The following is a 17103-nucleotide window of genomic DNA, read 5'->3' as shown; positions in this document are numbered from 1 at the left end:
AATCACCTTGGTGAACAATGGATAGGTGCGCCAAGAATAGCACCGTCGCTGCCGTGACGGGGTTCTCAGGCCCGGGAAGCCGCCCGGACAATGGCCCGGGCGGCCTGGTTGTGTTCGGCGACCAGCGCGCCCAGGTCCTGGCCCAGCACCTCGCCCTTCCGCACCCGTGGCTCGCCGTCCACCACCACCAGGTCGGCGTAGGGGGGCGGGCAGAACACCAGCGCCCCCAATGGATCATGAACGGCGCCACCGGCCATCTCCAGCGCATCCAGGCGAAAGCCGGCAATGTCAGCGGCCATGCCCACCTCGAGACGGCCGATGTCGGTGCGCCCCAGCACTTTCGCGCCGCCGGCGGTGGCCAGAGTCAGTGCCTCTCGGGCGGTCATCGCCTCCGCTCCATGGGCGACCCGCTGCAGCAGCATGGCCTGTCGGGTTTCGGCCAGCAGATTGGCGGCGTCGTTGGACGCCCCGCCATCCACGCCGATGCCCACGGGCATTGACCGATCCAGAAATGCCCGCACCGGTGCGATGCCGTTGCCAAGCCGCATGTTGGAGCACGGGCAGTGGCTGATGCCGCAGCCGTGGCTGGCCAGGCGCTGCAGGTCCGTGCTGCTGGGGTGAATCATGTGGGCGAACCACACATCCGGTCCCAACCAGCCCATGCCCTCCACGTGGGTCACGGGCGTCTCCCGGTACTGCTGGCGGCAGAAGTCCACCTCATCGCGGCTCTCGGCCAGATGGGTATGCAGCCGCACCCCCTTGTCCCGGGCCAGGGTCGCAGTCTCCCGCATCAGTGCCGCGGACACCGAGTAGGGCGAGCCCGGGGCCAGTGCCACCTGCAGCCGACTCCCCGGCGACGGGTCGTGCCAGCGGTCAATCACCCGCTCACTATCCCGGAGAATGTGAGCTTCATCCTCCACCGCCTGATCGGGGGCGACGCCTCCCCGGGACTGGCCCAGGGAGATGGACCCCCGGGAGACATGAAACCGCAGGCCCAGCGCCTGCATGACCTCGATCTGGTCCTCGACCTGACAGCCATTGGGCCAGAGGTAGTTGTGGTCGAACACCGTGGTGCAACCGGACCGCAGCAACTCCACGGCGGCCTGTCGGGTGGCAATGGCCAGATGAGAGGGCTCCACGGCGGCCCAGAAGGGATAGTGCTTGCTCAGCCAGGGCAGGAGGGGGTCATTCTGGGCCGCCGGCATCGCCCGGGTGAGGCTCTCCAGAAAATGCTGATGGGTATTGATCAGCCCCGGAATTAGAATCAGGCCCCGGGCATCCAGGGTTTCCCTGGCCTCCACCGCCAGTTCATCCGCGGCGCCCAGGGCAACAATCCAGCCATCCCGTATGGCAATGCTCTGGTGAGCCGCCGGCGGTGTCTCATCCGGGTTGGCCACCCAGTCGGCGTTGTGAATCAGCAGATCGACTTGCATGGCGCAACGGCTTGGCTGGCGATAACGCAGAGCGTAGGCCAGATCCGCAGGCACTTGAAGCGCGGACGCACTGTCTCCATTTAGTGAAGGAAGCGTCGCACTTTTCGATGCGCACGGAGGAATGGATGAATACGCTGGACACCGACAACGAATCCCCCCAGGGCAGCGAGGTGGAAACACCGGCTTCCGAGTCCCGCAGCCTGGTCATCCCCCGGCTGCCGGAGGACGCCCTGATTCTGCTACCGGTCCGCAACCTGGTGCTATTCCCCAACATGGTAGTGCCGGTGGGGGTTGGCCGATCCCGGTCAGTGCTGGCGGCCCGTCAGGCCGTTCAGAATGACCAGCCTATTGGGGTACTGCTGCAGAAGGACGCCTCGGTGGAGGATCCCGGCTCGGATGACCTGCACACCGTGGGCGCCATCGGCGGGGTAATGCGGTTCGTCAACGGACGGGAAGGCCATCACCACCTGGTATTGCAGGGGTTGCAGCGCTTTCGGGTCATCGAGTTTCTGGATGATTATCCGTTTCTGGTGGCCCGGGTGGAGCGCATCGAAGAGCATCAGCCTGCGGGGGCCGAGGTGGATGCCCGCATGCTGGCGCTGCGGGACAAGGCCCTGGAGGCGCTGGAGCTGCTGCCCCAGGCGCCCCAGGAGCTCGCCGGCGCCCTCACCAGTATTGAAGAACCCGGCGTGCTGGCGGATTCCGTGGCCGGGTATCTGGACCTGGGCAGCGCCGAGCGCCAGGAGCTGCTGGAGACCTTTGATGTCGAGGCCCGGCTGGAGCGGGTTCTCTCGCTGCTGGACTACCGGGTGGAGGTGCTCAAGCTCTCCCAGAAAATCAGCGAGCGCACCCACGAGACCATGTCCGAGCGGCAGCGCGAGGCGCTGTTGCGGGAGCAGCTTCGCTCCATTCAGGAGGAGCTGGGCGAGAGCGATCAGAAAGGCGAGGAGATCCGCGAGCTGGAGCGGCGGATTGATGAGGCGCAGATGCCCGAGGAGGTGGACAGCCAGGCCCGCAAGGAGCTGCGGCGGCTCGAGCGCATGCCGGAAGGCGCCGGTGAGTACTCCATGCTGCGCACCTATCTGGACTGGCTGCTGGAGCTGCCCTGGTCCGTCCAGCGCACCGAGGACATCGACATTGCCCGATCCCGGGCGATTCTGGATGAGGATCATTACGGCCTGGAGCCGGTCAAGCGCCGGATTCTCGAGCACTTGGCGGTCCGTAAACTCAATCCCGACGGCCGCAGTCCGATTCTGTGCTTCGTGGGTCCCCCCGGGGTGGGCAAGACCTCCCTGGGGCAGAGCATTGCCCGGGCCACCGGCCGGGATTTCATGCGGGCCAGTCTGGGCGGCGTTCATGACGAAGCCGAGATCCGCGGCCACCGCCGCACCTACTTGGGGGCGCTGCCTGGCAAGATCATTCAGAGCATTCACAAGGCGGGCTCGCGCAACCCGGTGATGATGCTCGACGAAATGGACAAACTGGGTGGCGGGATTCAGGGCGACCCGTCGGCGGCGCTACTGGAAGTGCTGGATCCGGCCCAGAACGGCACCTTTCAGGACAACTACCTGGGGCTGCCCTTTGACCTCACCGAGGTGTTCTTCGTGGCCACCGCCAACGTGCCGGATCAGATCCCCGGCCCGTTGCGGGACCGCATGGAGATGATCGAGATCCCGGGCTATACCCAGGAGGAGAAGGTGGAGATCGCCCGGCGCTATCTGCTGGACCGTCAGCGCCAGTCCGCCGGACTCAGCGAGGCGCAGTTGGAAGTGACCGATGCCGCCCTGCACCGCATTGTCAGCGCCTACACCCGTGAGGCGGGCTGTCGGCAGCTGGAACGGGAGCTCGGCAGTGTCGCCCGGCATGTGGCGGTGCGCATCGCCGAGGGCCGCCTCGAGCAGGCCACCATTGATGCCGAGGATTTGACCACCGTGCTGGGCCCGCCCCGGCATGAGAGCGAAGTGGCCATGCGCACCAGTGTGCCCGGCGTTGCCACGGGCCTGGCCTGGACCCCGGTGGGGGGTGACATTCTGTTTATTGAGGCGAATCGATCCCGGGGCACTGGTCGGCTGGTGCTCACCGGCCAGTTGGGCGATGTGATGAAGGAAAGTGCCCAGACGGCGCTCAGTCTGATCAAATCCCGGGCGGAGGGTCTCGAGGTGGACCTGGAAAAGCTTCAGTCCGATGACGTGCATGTGCATGTGCCCGCTGGCGCCATCCCCAAGGATGGCCCCAGCGCCGGCGTCGCCATGTACAGCGCTCTGGTATCGCTGCTCACCGACCGTTGCCTCCGCGAGGATGTGGCCATGACCGGCGAAATCACCCTGCGGGGGCTGGTGCTGCCGGTGGGGGGTATCAAGGAAAAGGTCCTGGCGGCCCGCCGGGCGGGGATCACGACGGTGATTCTGCCGGGGCGCAACCGCAAGGACTTCGATGACATTCCGGAGCCGGTCCGCGAGTCATTGCAGTTCCACTGGGTGGATCATGCCGAGGAGGCCACCGCCATCGCCCTGCGCAGTGGCTAGGCGGGCGTCGGCACCGACAGAGGCTGCAGGGGCATGGGCCGGAATCGCTCGGCGGGTACTTCGGCGTAGCTGAGAGCCTGCGGCTCCGGCGTTGCATGGTGACGGCGCTGTTCACGCACCCGCCGGTTCATCGGCACCCGGCCGGCGTCCTCTTCCGGGGTTGAAGGCACCAGCCAGGCCGGCGCGACGCGGCTGGTGAGGTCAAGAATCAGCGGGTACAGCATCGGCCCCAGCAGCACCGGGCTGAGCCAGGGCAGAAAGGCGGGTTCGGTGATGGCCACCACCGCCGCGACGGCCAGCGCGCCGGCCGCCATGGGTGCTCCCAGCCGCCAGGCCAGACCCGGTGGTACGGTTCGCCGTCCCCGCAGCTGGGGACTCCAGCCGGCGGGCCGACCCCGCAGAATGCGTCCCACATAGACGCTGTAGAGCAGCATCATCACCGGCGCCCGCAGGACGCTGAACACCAGCTCGGTCAGCCCCCCGCCCAGTAGCCGCAGGGCGTAGCCCGGCGATCGGGCGGTGCTCAGCGCGACGCCGAGATTGAACACCTTCGGCGCAAACAGGACGAACACGGTCAGCGCGATCAGCCAGACGGCGGCGCTGGACGGGTCGGCCATGGCCCCCAGCCAGGTGCTCTCCGGCATGATCATGGCGTCCACGGCCGCGACGCTCACCAGCAACATCCACAATGGCGCGTTGACATAGGCGAGCCCGCCCACCAGGTAGTTGAAACGGGTGATTAGTGGCCAACCCCGGCCGGGCAGCAGACGCAGGTGTTGCAGGTTGCCCTGACACCAGCGGCGCTCCCGCTTGAGGTCGTCAATCAGGTTGCCCGGCATGCCCTCAAAGCTGCCTTCGATCTCTGGCAGGACATAAACCCCGCGGCCGTGGCGATGCATCAGCCCGGCTTCTACATAGTCATGGCTCATGATGTCGCCGCCCAGGGGCGCTTCGCCGGGCAGAGGCGGCAGGCCGCAGCAGTCGCGAAAATCCCGAATGCGCACGATGGCGTTGTGGCCCCAGTAGTTGGTGTGACTGACCTGCCAGAAAGCCAGTCCGGTGGCGATACTGGGGGCACTCAGGCTGGCGGCAAGCTGCTGCAGACGGCCCAGCAGGCTTCGCTGTCCCACCGGCAGCGGCACGGTCTGCAGGATGCCTGCCTGGGGGTTGGCCTGCATCCGCCGCACCAGCGTGATCATGGACTCGCCGGTCATGCGGCTGTCCGCATCAAAAATGATCATGTAATCGTAGTGATCACCCCAGCGCTCGCAGAAATCGCGGATGTTGCCGGGCTTGCGTCCTTCGTTGGTGTCGCGGGCGCGGTAATACAGCCGCAGGCCCGGCCCGAGGCGCTGTCGCAGGGCTGCCACGGTTTGCCGCTCTGTGGCTCGCCGATCCTCATCGCCGCTGTCGCTCAGCAGATAGAAATCGAAGTGTCCGGATTCGCCGGTGGCCTCCAGCGACCGCCAGGTGGCGGCGATGCAGTTGGCCACCCCGTCCATGTCTTCGTTATAGGCCGGCATGACGATGGCGGTGGCTGCCAGAGGCGGGGCATCCGCCGGATCGGGATGCCAGCGGCCCAGGTCCACCGGATGCCGCCCAAGCAGCCGCAACAAAATGCCAATGGTGGTGGTCCAGAACCACAGGCAGGTGGTGGAGAAGAGCACCGTAAACAGTCCGATGATCAGCCACTCGGCGAGCCCGAAGGGCGCCCCGCCGAGCACGCTACCAATCCCGTGCAGGCCGATCGCCGTGGTGCCCAGCACCAGTGCGGCCAACAGCAGTCGCCGCCCGGCGACCGCCGGGGCATTCAAACGCCACGAGGAATATTCCAAGTTTGTCCGTTGCTCCCAGGTCATCAGGTTACGCCTTGTGGATCGACCCCGTGAGCCGCGGGAAGTTGCACGGCACCCACCCGAAGACGCCGGCCCGGAACCGCCACAGTGTGCGCCGGCGGAATAGCGGCGGCTACCCCGGGCAGCATGCTGGTCGGTACCTGTGGCACCATTTCCAATCATCAAGGAGGTTCCGATGGACGGCACACGCATTCTGATCGTCGGCGGGGGCATGGTCGGAGCCGCACTGGCGGTGGATCTGGGCCGCCGTGGTATTCCAGTCCGGGTCCTGGAAGCCCGCCCGCCGGTCATGCCCCATCCCGAGGAGCCGCCCCGTCTGCGGGTGTCCGCGCTGAATCGGCGCTCCCTGGCGTACCTGGAAGAGATCGGTGCCTTCGCGGGTTTGCAGGCGGATCGTCTGGCGCCCTTTGACGAGGTCATGACCTGGGATGTCAGCGGCGGTGGGCGGTTGCGATTTCATGCCGATGAACTGGGTCTGGATCGCCTTGGCCTGTTTCTCGAAAACGATCACCTGCAGGCCACGTTGCTGGAAACCGCCCGGCAACTCACCAGCGTGCAGCTGGATGCGCCGGCGCCCGCGGTGGACATCGAGACCACCGATGCCGGCCCGGCCATTCACGTGGAAGGCGAGGGCCGCCTGGACCCGGCGCTGGTGGTGGCCGCCGACGGGGCGGCTTCGCCTCTTCGGGATGCCGCCGGCATTGGGGTCCAGGAAGGCGACTACGACCAGCACGCGATCGTGGCCAGCGTCGATCCCGAGCCCGCCGCAGAGCGCCAGACTTGGCAGCGGTTTACCCCGGAGGGCCCCCAGGCGCTGTTGCCGCTGGCCGGGGGCGCTGCCTCGCTGGTCTGGTACGTCCGCCCGGCCAGGGCCCGGGAGCTGCTGGCACTGACCGAGGGCGATTTCATTCGCGCCATGGAAGATGCCATGCCCGTGGAGCTGGGGCGGATCGCGCGCCTCCACGGCCGCGGCGGATTTCCCATCCGACGGCTCCATGCCCGGCGCTACTGGGCGGGCAATACCGTGCTGGTGGGGGATTCGGCCCACGTCATTCACCCCCTGGCCGGTCAGGGGGTGAATCTGGGTCTTCGGGATGCCCGGGCCCTGGCGGAGGAGATTGCCGAGGCCATCCGCCAGGGGCTGCCCCCGGGACACCCCCCGCGGCTGGCCGCCTACGAGCGGGCCCGGCGCCCGGACAACCATCTCATGCAGTCCACCATGACGGCTTTTCATGTGGGTTTTACCGCGCCCCTGGGGCCGCTGAGCGTGGTCCGTGGTTGGGGCATGGGACTGGCGGATCGCGGTGGCTGGGTGAAGCGCCGGGTGCTGCGCTATGCCCTCGACGGTCAGTAACCGTCAGCCGGTCAGTCGCAGGGCCACCTCACCGGCGATGGCGCAGGCGGCCACCACTAGATAGGACGGGGCCCGGCCCGCCGTCAGGGCGGCCAGCGCCGCCGCGGCAATGAGTGCATCCGCCGGATCGGTGATCCCGCGGGTGAGCAGGGGGTTCCACAGTACCGCGGCCAGCAGCCCCACCACCGCCGCGTTGATGCCGAGCAGCGCCTGCTGAATTCGGTGCCATTTGCTGAGGGAGTGCCAGAAAGGCAGCAGCGCGGTCATTAACAACAGCCCCGGGGCAAAAATGAGCGCCACCCCCAGCAGTCCCGCCGCAACGGCTTGCCCGGGGGCGATTTGAGCGCCCAGATAGCCGCCGAAGGTAAATATCGGGCCCGGGACGGCCTGTGCCGCGCCATAGCCGGCCAGAAACCGATCGTTGTCAATCAGCCCGGGGGTGACCAGGCCGGTCTCCAGCAGGGGCAGGACCACGTGGCCGCCGCCGAATACCAGCGCGCCACTGCGGTACAGGACGCCCCAGAGGGATTCACTGCTCCCGGGCAGGGCGATCACCCCGAGTCCCAGCACGAACAGGCCCAGTGCCATCAGACCGGTGCGTCGACGCATCGGCACCCGCAGGTCACCCGGGCCGCTGGCGGGGGGCGACAGCAGCAGCATCGCCGCCAGACCACCGACCATAATCACCCCCAGCTGGCCGCTGATGCCGGGGATGAGGCTGGCGCCGAGGGCAGCGGCCGCGGCGATGATCGCCCGGGTCGGATCCGGGCACAACTGCCGGGCCATGCCATAAACCGCCTGGGCCACCACGGCGATGGCGGCGAGCTTCAGGCCATTCAGCCAGCCGCTCTCCGCCAGATCCTCGACGCGCTGAAGGCCGATGCCAAGCCCGATCATCAACACCGCCGAGGGCAGCGTAAAACCGACCCAGGCGGCCAGGCCGCCGGCGAGACCCGCCCGGTGGATACCGATGGCGAAGCCCGTCTGGCTGCTGGATGGGCCCGGCAGCATCTGGCCCAGTGCCACCAGCTGGGCGTAGGCGCCGTCACTCATCCATTGCCGCTGCTCAACAAACCAGCGCCGGTAGTAGCCCAGGTGGGCCAACGGGCCGCCGAAGGCAATCAGCCCCAGGCGGAAGAACGTCCAGAAAATTTCGGCAATGGCCGCCACGGAAATCCCCTTCGCCAGGCTGTCCCGGCTGCCCCTGAACTGCTAGCATCACTCCCGCGGTGGCGCTGGTCCCCCCGCGACGATAAACCGCAAACCCCGTCAGGCCCGGAAGGGAGCAGCGGTAGCGGTGGATTCGGGCGCCGGGGTGTGGCTGGCGCCCCGCACTTTCTCCTCCGCCGCTCACCGGGCGCGATGATATACTTTGGCTCATGACATATCAGGTGCTCGCCCGCAAATGGCGGCCCCGCAGTTTTGCGGAAATGGTCGGTCAGGAACATGTCCTGCGTGCGCTGGCGAACGGACTGGCCAACGGGCGCCTTCACCATGCCTACCTGTTCTCCGGCACCCGCGGTGTTGGCAAAACCACGGTGGCACGAATTCTTGCCAAGTGCCTCAACTGCGAGACTCATGGCGTCACCGATGTGCCCTGCGGTGAATGTTCCGCGTGCACCGATATCGACGCCGGTCGCTTCGTTGACTTGATCGAGGTGGACGCCGCCTCACGGACCAAGGTCGAAGACACCCGGGATTTGCTGGACAACGTCCAGTACGCGCCTACCCGGGGCCGCTTCAAGATCTATTTGATTGACGAAGTGCACATGCTCTCGACGCACAGCTTCAACGCCCTGCTGAAAACCCTCGAAGAGCCGCCGGCGCATGTAAAGTTTCTGCTGGCCACCACGGACCCCCAGCGTCTGCCGGTGACCGTGCTGTCGCGCTGCCTGCAGTTCAACCTCAAGCCCCTGCTGCCCAAGCCCATCGTCGACCACCTGGGCCGCATCGCCGAGGCCGAAGGCGTCAGCGCCGAGCCGGCGGCGTTACAGCGGCTGGCGACAGCGGCCGCGGGCAGCCTTCGTGATGCGCTGAGCCTGACCGACCAGGCCCTGGCCTTCGGCGCCGGCGCCTTGCGGGATGCCGAGGTGAGGGACATGCTCGGTACGCTGCCCCAGGAACACCTCTGCGAACTGCTGGAATGTCTGGCGGACGGCGACGGCGCCGAATTGCTGGCGGCGGTGGAGCGCCTGGCCGAGGCATCGCCGGATTTTGACGAGGCGCTGTCCGAGCTGCTGGCCGTGCTTCATCAGCTGACCCTGGCTGAAACCGTGCCGGAGGTCTTCGATCAGGAAACGCCGCAAAGCCAGCGGCTGGCACAGATTGTGGGCCGGTTCGACGGGCCCGGGCTGCAGCTCATGTACGACATCGCCGTTCGTGGCCGCCGGGATCTGGCGCTGGCGCCGGACCCGCGCACCGGATTCGAGATGACGCTGCTGCGGATGCTGGCATTTCAGCCGGAGGCGGGGGCGGCCGACGGATCCCCGCCGCCGGCGGTTAAAAGCTCAACGGCCCGATCATCCGCAGCGGCCCCTTCCGGGCCCCAGGCATCAGCCGTTGCCGAAGCCGCTGAATCCGCCGAGCCGGCTTCTGCCGAGCCGGTCCCCGCTGAGGCTGACCGCACCGAGCCGGCCCCCGCTGAGGCTGACCCCACCGAGCCGGTGCCCGCTGAGGCTGACTCCGCCGAGCCGGCTCCCGCCGAGGCTGCCGGCGCCAAGCCCGCCTCCGCCGAAGCGGTGGATTGGCACGCGCTGGTGGAGGCGCTGGGCGTCACCGGCATGGCCCGGGCGCTGGCCGACCATTGTGAGTGGGCTGGCCAGGAGGGCGACCGTGTTCGGCTGGCCATCGACGAGGGCCATGCCCACCTGGTGAATCCGACGACCCAGACCCGACTGGCCAAGGCACTGGCAAAGCGCTTCGGCGATGGTCTGCGCATTGACATCCAGGTGGGGGCCGCCGGCGGCGATACCCCGGCGGCCGCCGCGGAACGCGTGGAGAATGAGCGCCAGGCCAAAGCCCGCGCTGCCATCGAAAGCGACCCCAATATTCAGGCACTTCGGGACACATTCGGTGCCGAAGTCATTAGCGAATCCATCCGGCCGAAGCAGTAGGAGCAGAGCATGAAAGGCGGACTCGGCAACATGATGAAGCAGGCTCAGCGCATGCAGGAAGAAATGCAGAAGGCCCAGGCCGAACTGGCGGAGATGGAGGTCACCGGCCAGGCCGGAGGCGGCATGGTCAGCGTGATCATGACCGGCCGCCACGAGGTTCGGCGGGTGAGCATCGATGAAAGCGTTTATGACGATCGGGAAATGGTGGAAGACCTGGTGGCGGCGGCCTGCAATGACGCGGTTCAGAAGCTCGAGCAGGTCACGCAGGAGCGGATGGGCAGCCTCACCGAGGGTATGAACCTGCCCGCCGGCATGAAGCTGCCGTTCTAGCCCCATGGCCGAATCCCGGTTGGTGCGAGAGCTCATGGACGCCCTGCGCTGTCTGCCGGGCGTCGGGCCTCGCTCGGCCCAGCGCATGACCTACAACCTGCTCCAGCACGACCGGGGCGGAGCCCGTCGCCTGGCGGCCGCGCTGGAGGCCGCCGCCGAGGGGGTGGGGGAGTGCCGGCTCTGCCGGACGCTCAGTGAACACTCGGTCTGCGAGCTTTGCGCCAGTGAGCGCCGGGACGGCTCCGTGCTCTGCATTGTCGAAAATCCTTCGGACATTCAGGCGCTGGAGGAGGCCACCGACTACCGGGGCAAGTACTTTGTGCTCAAGGGGCATCTGTCTCCGCTGGACGGCATAGGCCCCCTGGAGTTGGGTCTGGACGGGCTGGAGGCGCGGCTGGGGGTCGGCGAGGTGCGGGAAATCATCCTCGCCACCAATCCCACGGTGGAGGGTCAGGCCACCGCTGAATACGTTGCCGAAATGGCCCGGGCAGCCGGGGTGGGGGTGTCCCGAATCGCCCACGGCGTGCCGCTGGGCGGCGATCTCGAATACGTCGACAGCGGGACGCTGTCCCACGCCTTTGCCGGTCGAACCGCGCTGAAATAGGCGGTCATCCGGGCGATCCCGGCGGTTGACCTCGGGCCGAGGGCTGGCTCAGGGTATAAAACACTTCACAGTGCAGGGATTGGCGGCATCGATTTATTGGCCAGCCGGAATGGCTTTGATGGTTGGGGTCGCGACCCTGTGCTGATTAAGCAGGGAGCGATCTTATGTTCAAGAAAATTCTGGTCCCGGTGGACCTGAGCCATCTCGATGCGCTGCAACCGGGGCTCACCGCCGCTGCCGACCTCGCGCGGCATTATGGTGCCGAAGTCTGTTACTTCGGTGTCACCGCCACCACGCCGGGCACCCTCGCCCGCACACCGCAGGAGTACCACGGCTTGCTGGAGGCTTTCGCCAACGAGCAGGCCCAGGTCCACGGTCAAACCACCTCGGCCCACAGCACCGCTTCACCGGACCCGGTGGCGGATGTCGACGATGCCATTGTCGATGCCATCGCCGCCGTGAATGCCGATCTGGTGGTCATGGCCACCCACCTTCCCAAGCATCTTGACGCGGTGGTGCCATCCCATGGCACCAAAGTGGCTTCCAGCACCGATGTCTCGGTGTTTCTCGTGCGTCAGTAAAACGGAGACGGATCGTGACGGATAAAAACAGCAACCAGAACGGCGATAAAAACGCCGACGATTCCGCGGGGATTCCCGCCCCCGAGGGCGCGGCCAACCTGATTGACACCGATTACGTCATTGGCCAGGACAATGTCGCGGCGGCGCCCCTGGGCGTTGACATTGACCTGCACGGCAAGGTGTTCACCTTCTCGGCACTGGTGATTCTGCTATTTGTCATTGTGACTCTGGCGTTGCAGAACGAGGTCGCGCCGCTGTTCCAGGGCCTGCGGGACTGGCTGACCGGCAATATGTCCTGGTTTTTCATTGCCGGTGCCAATGTCTTTTTGCTGCTGACCCTGGGACTGATCTTTACCCCGCTGGGCAAGGTGCGGCTGGGGGGCCAGGAGGCGACACCGGATTTCAGTTACGCGGGCTGGTTCGCCATGCTGTTCGCCGCCGGCATGGGCATTGGCCTGATGTATTTTGGTGTCTCGGAGCCCCTGAGCCATTACGGCACGGCGATGGGGGGCACCGCCTTTGAAGACGGGGTTCGCACCGACTGGGCACCGCTCGGCGCCGCCGCGGGGGATCAGAGCGCCGCCATTTCCCTGGGCATGGCCTCCACCATTTTCCACTGGGGGATCCATCCGTGGGCGATTTATGCGGTGGTGGCACTGGCGCTGGCGCTCTTTTCCTTTAACAAGGGCCTGCCGCTGACCATGCGCTCGGTGTTCTACCCGATCCTTGGTGAGCGGGTCTGGGGCTGGCCGGGCCACGTGGTTGACGTGCTGGCGGTATTTGCCACCCTGTTCGGGCTCGCCACCTCCCTGGGCCTGGGGGCTCAGCAGGCAACGGCGGGTCTTTCCTATCTCTTCGGGGTTGAGCCCACCGACACCAATATGGTGCTGCTGATCATTGCCATTACCGTTGTGGCACTGGGCTCGGTGGCGCTGGGTGTGGAGAAGGGGGTGCAGCGGCTCTCCCAGATCAACATGGTGCTGGCGGGTCTGCTGTTGCTGTTCGTCATCATCGTCGGGCCGACCCTTTTTATCCTTACCGGCTTTTTTGAGTACCTGGTTTCCTACTTCACCCATCTGCCGGCGCTCTCCAATCCCTTTGGTCGGGAAGATGCCAATTTCTCCCAGGGCTGGACGGCCTTTTACTGGGCCTGGTGGATCTCCTGGTCACCGTTCGTGGGCATGTTCATCGCCCGGGTGAGCCGCGGCCGGACCGTGCGCGAGTTCCTGATCGCCGTGCTGATCATTCCAACGCTGGTCTCGGTGCTGTGGATGACGGCGCTGGGCGGGACGGCCATCAACCAGGTGGTCAACCTGGGGCTGGATGGCGTGGCCGCGGCGGGGGGTGATCTGCAGCTCTTCGAGATGCTGGCCAACCTGCCGCTGTCGCTGATCACCTCGGTGATCGCCATCTTCCTGGTGATTGTGTTCTTCGTGACCTCGTCCGACTCCGGCTCGCTGGTCATCGATGCCATCACCGCCGGTGGCAAGGTGGACGCACCGAAGCCGCAGCGGATGTTCTGGGCGATCATCGAGGGCGCCATCGCCATTGCCCTGCTGCTGGGCGGCGGCCTGGTTGCCCTGCAGGCCATGGCGGTGTCCGCGGGGCTGCCGTTTACGCTGGTGCTGTTGGTGGCTTGCTACGCCATCGTCAAAGGGTTGCTGGACGAACCCCGATCAGCCTAGACCCAGAGTGACTCCAGCGGCGTCGAGGGGTTGTAGGCATGCTGGATCTGAGCCTGCAGCAACTCGGCGGTGGCCAGGGCATCGAGCACGGCTCGATGCCCTTCATACGGGGGCAGGCCGTAACGGGCCCGGCTGTCATTGAGCCTCAGTGAAGTCGGGGTTCGGCCCAGCAGAGCCCGCCAACGGCTTCCCCACCCCTGTCGATGCCGGCGGGCTTCCAGTTCCATGGTGTCGATCATCGGGCACTTCAGCGTTTCGCCCAGCCGCATTCGGGTGGCATGGTCCAGAAAACGGCGCTCCAGCGGGTGGTAGTGCACCACCATCAATCGTCCGGCCAGCGTGTCCAGGAGCGCCGGCAGGACCGCTTCGAAGTCCGCTGCCTGTTCGATATCGCCATGGGTGATGTGATGAAAGGCAACGCTCTCACCGGAAAACCCGGCCGGGGGGCGCAACAACCACTGGCGGCGATCGGCCAGCCGGATGCCCTGCAGGGTAAACGGCAGCACGCCAATGCTCAGAATGGCATGACGGCGGGGGTCCAGGCCGCTGGTTTCCAGGTCCACGGCCACCAGCGGCGTATCTGCTATCGCCTGGCCGGGATCCCACCCCAGCGACGCATAGTAGCCCCGCAAAGACTCGGACCCGGACGCTTCGGCCCGATGCGCCAGCCAGGCGGGCCAGTCGCTGCCGGCGGGCGCTTTCATGAGCGTTGGCGCACCGCCGGGCTGGGATAGCGGAACCGCAGGAACTTCTGCGCCTGACTGAGGGCACGGAACGCTTCCTTGATCTCGGCCCGCTGTTTGTTCGGAACGTTTTCCGGCTCGATGTTGTTGTCTGGTTCGCGCGCCTGCTCGATGTCAATGGCCTGGTGTTCCAGACGGGTCTGGCTCAGCGTCTCCAGAGCAAAGCGAAGCCTCTCCGGTACCCCCGGACCCAGCAACTGGGTCTCGGCAATGTCATCAAGGCGCTCGAAGGAATTCTGGGCTCGCGAACCGCAGGCGAGGGCATGGATGCGGATCAAATCCGTCAGCGGTGCGGTGCCGCGGCGTTTAACGTTAATAGAATTGTTGTGGCGTCCGTCCTTTTCCATGACGAAGTCCCGGAAAAACCCGAGCGGGGGCGTGCGGTTCAGGGCGTTGCGCGCCATGGCCGCCAGAAACCCCGGGTGGTTACCCGCTTCCCCGGCCACCAGATCCTGCAGGGCCTCCACGAAGCGCTCTTCGCCGTAGACATTGTCCAGGTCAAAGAAGATGTTGGAGTGCAGTAGGCGCTCCGGGTTGGGCGACTCGATCCAGTTGATGAAATAGCGCTTCCAGACCGACAGCGGCTGTCGCCATTGCTTGTTGGTGGCCATGATGCCGCCTTTGCAGTAGGTGTAGCCGCAGGCGTCCAGGTGACCGCTGACCCATTCCGCCAGTTCGCGGAAATAGGCGTCGTCCCGGGCCGGGTCGAAGGCGTCATCAATCACCAGGGCATTGTCCTGATCCGTGACCAGGGTCTGCTCGCCGCGGGCCATGGAGCCCATCACCATGAACGCATAGGGCACCGGCGGCGGCCCCAGCTCGGCTTCGGCGAGCTCCAGCAGTCGCCGGGTCATGGCCCGGCCGATTGAAGTCAGGGTGGTGCTGACCGTTCGTGAATCGGCGCCATCCCGGATCATGCGCACCGCCGAGGAGTGAATTTCCGGCATCAGGGTGGCCAGCGCCGAGGGCGAATCCTGGCTGAAGATGCTGTCGATGAGATAGAGACTGCCCTGGGTCCCGTAGCGGACCACATCCTCCATGCGTATCAGGCCCACCGGCCGACGTCGGTGCACCACCGCCAGGTGATGGACGTTATGGCGCAGCATCAGCAGCAGCGCCTCCTGAATGGTTTCGTCGGATTGAACCGCGATCAGGCGATCCGAGACGATGTCGGCGATGGGCGTGTCCGGGGACAGGCCGGCGGCCACCAGGCGGCGGCGGAAATCCAGGTCGGTGACAATGCCAACGATCTGCCAGCTCTGACCCTCGGCGTCGGTGTAGCGATAACGCGGGTCATCGCCCTCCGCCTCCGCCACCAGGGCAGCCCCCAGGGGATCGTCCGCGAGCCGGCTGGCCACCTCGCGGGCGCTGTCGGTGCTGGCGGCGATCACCGGCAGGCGGGTGACGAGCCGGCGGATGCGGGCGGACATCAGTCCATGGGGGCGTTGCGCCTCGGCACTGTCCGGGCTGGTCCGGCCGCGGCCGAGCTCCATGAAATCCGAAAACTCCGGATCTTCTTCGCAGAGCCGGTCGAACACGTCCGCCGGGATCCGGTACAGCAGGGTGTCCTCCAGCGCCACCGCCGGGTAGTGAATCCGCCGGCCTCGGAGCAAGGCGTAATGCCCGAATATGCCCCCTTCGCCCAGTCGGTCGAACAGATCGCCACTGCGTCGGTAGATCTCCACCGCGCCGCTTCGGATGTAGTGCAGCGCATCGATGGTCTCATCGGGCGACAGGACCTGGGTGCCTGCGCGGCAGTAGCTCACCTCAATGGCTTCCACCACGGCGTCCAGGTGCTCGTCACTGAGCGCATCAAAGGGCGGGTAGTGGCTGAGGTGACGCCGGATTTCCAGCAGTTCGGGGTCCATACCGCTATGGACTGACCGGGTCCAGCATCGGTTCAAGCCGCTCAAAGAGGGCGTCCCGCTCCGCCCGGGTTCGGGCCTGACGCCCCTCTTCGACGACATCGGCGCTCAGATGCGGGGCGAAGGTTTCGATGAAACCGAGCATGTAGCCCCGCAGATAGGCGCCGCGGCGGAACGCAATGCTGGTGATGCTCGACTCGAACAGGTGGCTGGCGTCCAGAGCCACCAGGCCGGTGTCGCTGTCGGGATCAAAAGCCATGCTGGCCAGAATGCCAATCCCCAGTCCCAATCGGACATAGGTCTTGATCACTTCGGAGTCCGTGGCGGTGAACACCACATCCGGGCTGAGGCCCCGCTCTGCAAAGGCCTCGTCCAGTCGGGAGCGACCGGTGAAGCCAAACACATAGGTGACCACGGGATGTTCGGCAATCGCCTCCAGGGTCAGGGGCTGCTGGTCACACAGGGGGTGGCCCTCGGGGACCACGATGCTGCGGTTCCAGCGATAGCAGGGCAGGATGGCCAGATCCTCGTAGAGCTCCAGTGCCTCGGTGGCGATGGCGAAATCCACTTCGCCGCTGGTGGCCATTTCCGCAATCTGGGTGGGTGTGCCCTGGTGGAAATGCAGGCTGACCTGGGGAAAACGCTGCCGGAATGCCTCCACCGCCCGGGGCAGGGCATGCCGGGCCTGGGTATGGGTGGTGGCAATGGAAAGGCTGCCGGCCTGCTGGTTGCCGTGCTCGGCGGCGATGGCCTCGATGTTGCCGGTCTCCGCCAGGATTCTCTCGGCCACGGCCAGAATGGCTTTGCCCGCCGGTGTCAGCTGGGTAAAGTGTTTGCCGCTGCGCTCGAATATCTGGACTTCCAGCTCTTCCTCCAGAAGCTTGATCTGCTTGCTGACACCGGGCTGGGAGGTATACAGCGCCTCGGCGGCGGCGGAGACATTGAGCCCCCGTCGGTTGACCTCGACGATGTAACGGAGTTGATTGAGTTTCATGGCATCCTTAATTCGTTCTA

Annotated in this window: 13 protein-coding genes and 1 other RNA gene; 8 read left to right on the top strand and 6 right to left on the bottom strand. The window is 66.2% G+C overall.

The genetic code is table 11. The features are described 5' to 3' along the window. Positions 1 to 65: 65 nt before the first annotated feature. On the bottom strand, positions 66 to 1433 hold the full coding sequence (locus GJ672_RS06535) for an 8-oxoguanine deaminase (protein ID WP_154296438.1): 1368 nt from the start codon (positions 1431 to 1433) through the stop codon (positions 66 to 68). 125 nt (positions 1434 to 1558) lie between these two features. On the opposite strand from GJ672_RS06535, the gene lon reads away from it, so the two are divergent. Next, a complete protein-coding gene (gene lon, locus GJ672_RS06530) occupies positions 1559 to 3958 on the top strand; it encodes an endopeptidase La (protein ID WP_229381836.1) in 2400 nt (799 codons plus the stop codon). On the opposite strand, the gene mdoH is transcribed toward lon, so the two are convergent. After that, positions 3955 to 5817 carry a glucans biosynthesis glucosyltransferase MdoH gene (mdoH, locus tag GJ672_RS06525; RefSeq protein ID WP_195759472.1) on the bottom strand — a complete coding sequence of 621 codons (1863 nt, stop codon included), beginning with the start codon at positions 5815 to 5817 and terminating at the stop codon, positions 3955 to 3957. The genes lon and mdoH overlap by 4 nt on opposite strands. A gap of 172 nt (positions 5818 to 5989) precedes the next feature. On the opposite strand from mdoH, the gene GJ672_RS06520 reads away from it, so the two are divergent. Then, positions 5990 to 7168: an FAD-dependent monooxygenase gene (locus GJ672_RS06520; protein ID WP_154296435.1), complete on the top strand. Its 1179-nt coding sequence runs from the start codon at positions 5990 to 5992 to the stop codon at positions 7166 to 7168. A 3-nt stretch (positions 7169 to 7171) separates the two neighbouring features. On the opposite strand, the gene chrA is transcribed toward GJ672_RS06520, so the two are convergent. Continuing rightward, positions 7172 to 8338, bottom strand: coding sequence for a chromate efflux transporter (gene chrA, locus GJ672_RS06515; protein ID WP_229381835.1), 1167 nt, complete (start codon positions 8336 to 8338; stop codon positions 7172 to 7174). Positions 8339 to 8401: 63 nt separating this feature from the next. Here chrA and ffs point away from each other — a divergent pair. The 6 genes from ffs to GJ672_RS06485 all read left to right on the top strand — a co-directional run bounded on the left by ffs (position 8402) and on the right by GJ672_RS06485 (position 13481). Beyond that, positions 8402 to 8498: signal recognition particle sRNA small type (gene ffs / locus GJ672_RS06510), an RNA gene on the top strand. Positions 8499 to 8547: 49 nt separating this feature from the next. After that, the gene (gene dnaX / locus GJ672_RS06505; protein WP_154296433.1) at positions 8548 to 10281 is read left to right on the top strand and encodes a DNA polymerase III subunit gamma/tau; all 1734 of its coding nucleotides are present in this window, start codon (positions 8548 to 8550) and stop codon (positions 10279 to 10281) included. Positions 10282 to 10290: 9 nt separating this feature from the next. Next, positions 10291 to 10611 (top strand): YbaB/EbfC family nucleoid-associated protein, encoded by a 321-nt coding sequence (locus tag GJ672_RS06500; RefSeq protein WP_154296432.1) that lies wholly within the window; start codon positions 10291 to 10293, stop codon positions 10609 to 10611. A gap of 4 nt (positions 10612 to 10615) precedes the next feature. Next, positions 10616 to 11215 carry a recombination mediator RecR gene (gene recR / locus GJ672_RS06495; protein WP_154296431.1) on the top strand — a complete coding sequence of 200 codons (600 nt, stop codon included), beginning with the start codon at positions 10616 to 10618 and terminating at the stop codon, positions 11213 to 11215. A 164-nt stretch (positions 11216 to 11379) separates the two neighbouring features. Further along, a complete protein-coding gene (locus GJ672_RS06490) occupies positions 11380 to 11796 on the top strand; it encodes a universal stress protein (protein ID WP_154296430.1) in 417 nt (138 codons plus the stop codon). 14 nt (positions 11797 to 11810) lie between these two features. Next, positions 11811 to 13481: a BCCT family transporter gene (locus GJ672_RS06485; RefSeq protein WP_154296429.1), complete on the top strand. Its 1671-nt coding sequence runs from the start codon at positions 11811 to 11813 to the stop codon at positions 13479 to 13481. Here GJ672_RS06485 and GJ672_RS06480 read toward each other — a convergent pair. The 3 genes from GJ672_RS06480 to cysB are packed head-to-tail and all read right to left on the bottom strand — an operon-like array spanning position 13478 to position 17083. Continuing rightward, positions 13478 to 14185: a 3'-5' exonuclease gene (locus tag GJ672_RS06480; RefSeq protein WP_154296428.1), complete on the bottom strand. Its 708-nt coding sequence runs from the start codon at positions 14183 to 14185 to the stop codon at positions 13478 to 13480. The genes GJ672_RS06485 and GJ672_RS06480 overlap by 4 nt on opposite strands. Continuing rightward, a complete protein-coding gene (locus GJ672_RS06475) occupies positions 14182 to 16092 on the bottom strand; it encodes a DUF294 nucleotidyltransferase-like domain-containing protein (RefSeq protein WP_154296427.1) in 1911 nt (636 codons plus the stop codon). The genes GJ672_RS06480 and GJ672_RS06475 overlap by 4 nt, the downstream gene beginning before the upstream one ends. Positions 16093 to 16096: 4 nt before the next feature. After that, positions 16097 to 17083: an HTH-type transcriptional regulator CysB gene (gene cysB / locus GJ672_RS06470; RefSeq protein ID WP_154296426.1), complete on the bottom strand. Its 987-nt coding sequence runs from the start codon at positions 17081 to 17083 to the stop codon at positions 16097 to 16099. Between the last annotated feature and the right edge of the window lie 20 nt (positions 17084 to 17103).

Origin of the sequence: Spiribacter sp. 2438 (assembly GCF_009676705.1) — a bacterium.
Lineage (GTDB): Bacteria > Pseudomonadota > Gammaproteobacteria > Nitrococcales > Nitrococcaceae > Spiribacter.
The sequence above is the reverse complement of the archived record's forward strand: the minus strand, read 5'-3'. Positions and strand labels throughout refer to the sequence as shown.

What these genes read in the sequence shown, in the direction of transcription:
- GJ672_RS06535 (WP_154296438.1), bottom strand. Translation starts at nt 1,433, where the DNA reads ATGCAAGTCGATCTGCTGATTCACAACGCCGACTGGGTGGCCAACCCG.
- lon (WP_229381836.1), top strand. Translation starts at nt 1,559, where the DNA reads ATGAATACGCTGGACACCGACAACGAATCCCCCCAGGGCAGCGAGGTG.
- mdoH (WP_195759472.1), bottom strand. Translation starts at nt 5,817, where the DNA reads ATGACCTGGGAGCAACGGACAAACTTGGAATATTCCTCGTGGCGTTTG.
- GJ672_RS06520 (WP_154296435.1), top strand. Translation starts at nt 5,990, where the DNA reads ATGGACGGCACACGCATTCTGATCGTCGGCGGGGGCATGGTCGGAGCC.
- dnaX (WP_154296433.1), top strand. Translation starts at nt 8,548, where the DNA reads ATGACATATCAGGTGCTCGCCCGCAAATGGCGGCCCCGCAGTTTTGCG.
- GJ672_RS06500 (WP_154296432.1), top strand. Translation starts at nt 10,291, where the DNA reads ATGAAAGGCGGACTCGGCAACATGATGAAGCAGGCTCAGCGCATGCAG.
- recR (WP_154296431.1), top strand. Translation starts at nt 10,616, where the DNA reads ATGGCCGAATCCCGGTTGGTGCGAGAGCTCATGGACGCCCTGCGCTGT.
- GJ672_RS06490 (WP_154296430.1), top strand. Translation starts at nt 11,380, where the DNA reads ATGTTCAAGAAAATTCTGGTCCCGGTGGACCTGAGCCATCTCGATGCG.
- GJ672_RS06480 (WP_154296428.1), bottom strand. Translation starts at nt 14,185, where the DNA reads ATGAAAGCGCCCGCCGGCAGCGACTGGCCCGCCTGGCTGGCGCATCGG.
- GJ672_RS06475 (WP_154296427.1), bottom strand. Translation starts at nt 16,092, where the DNA reads ATGGACCCCGAACTGCTGGAAATCCGGCGTCACCTCAGCCACTACCCG.
- cysB (WP_154296426.1), bottom strand. Translation starts at nt 17,083, where the DNA reads ATGAAACTCAATCAACTCCGTTACATCGTCGAGGTCAACCGACGGGGG.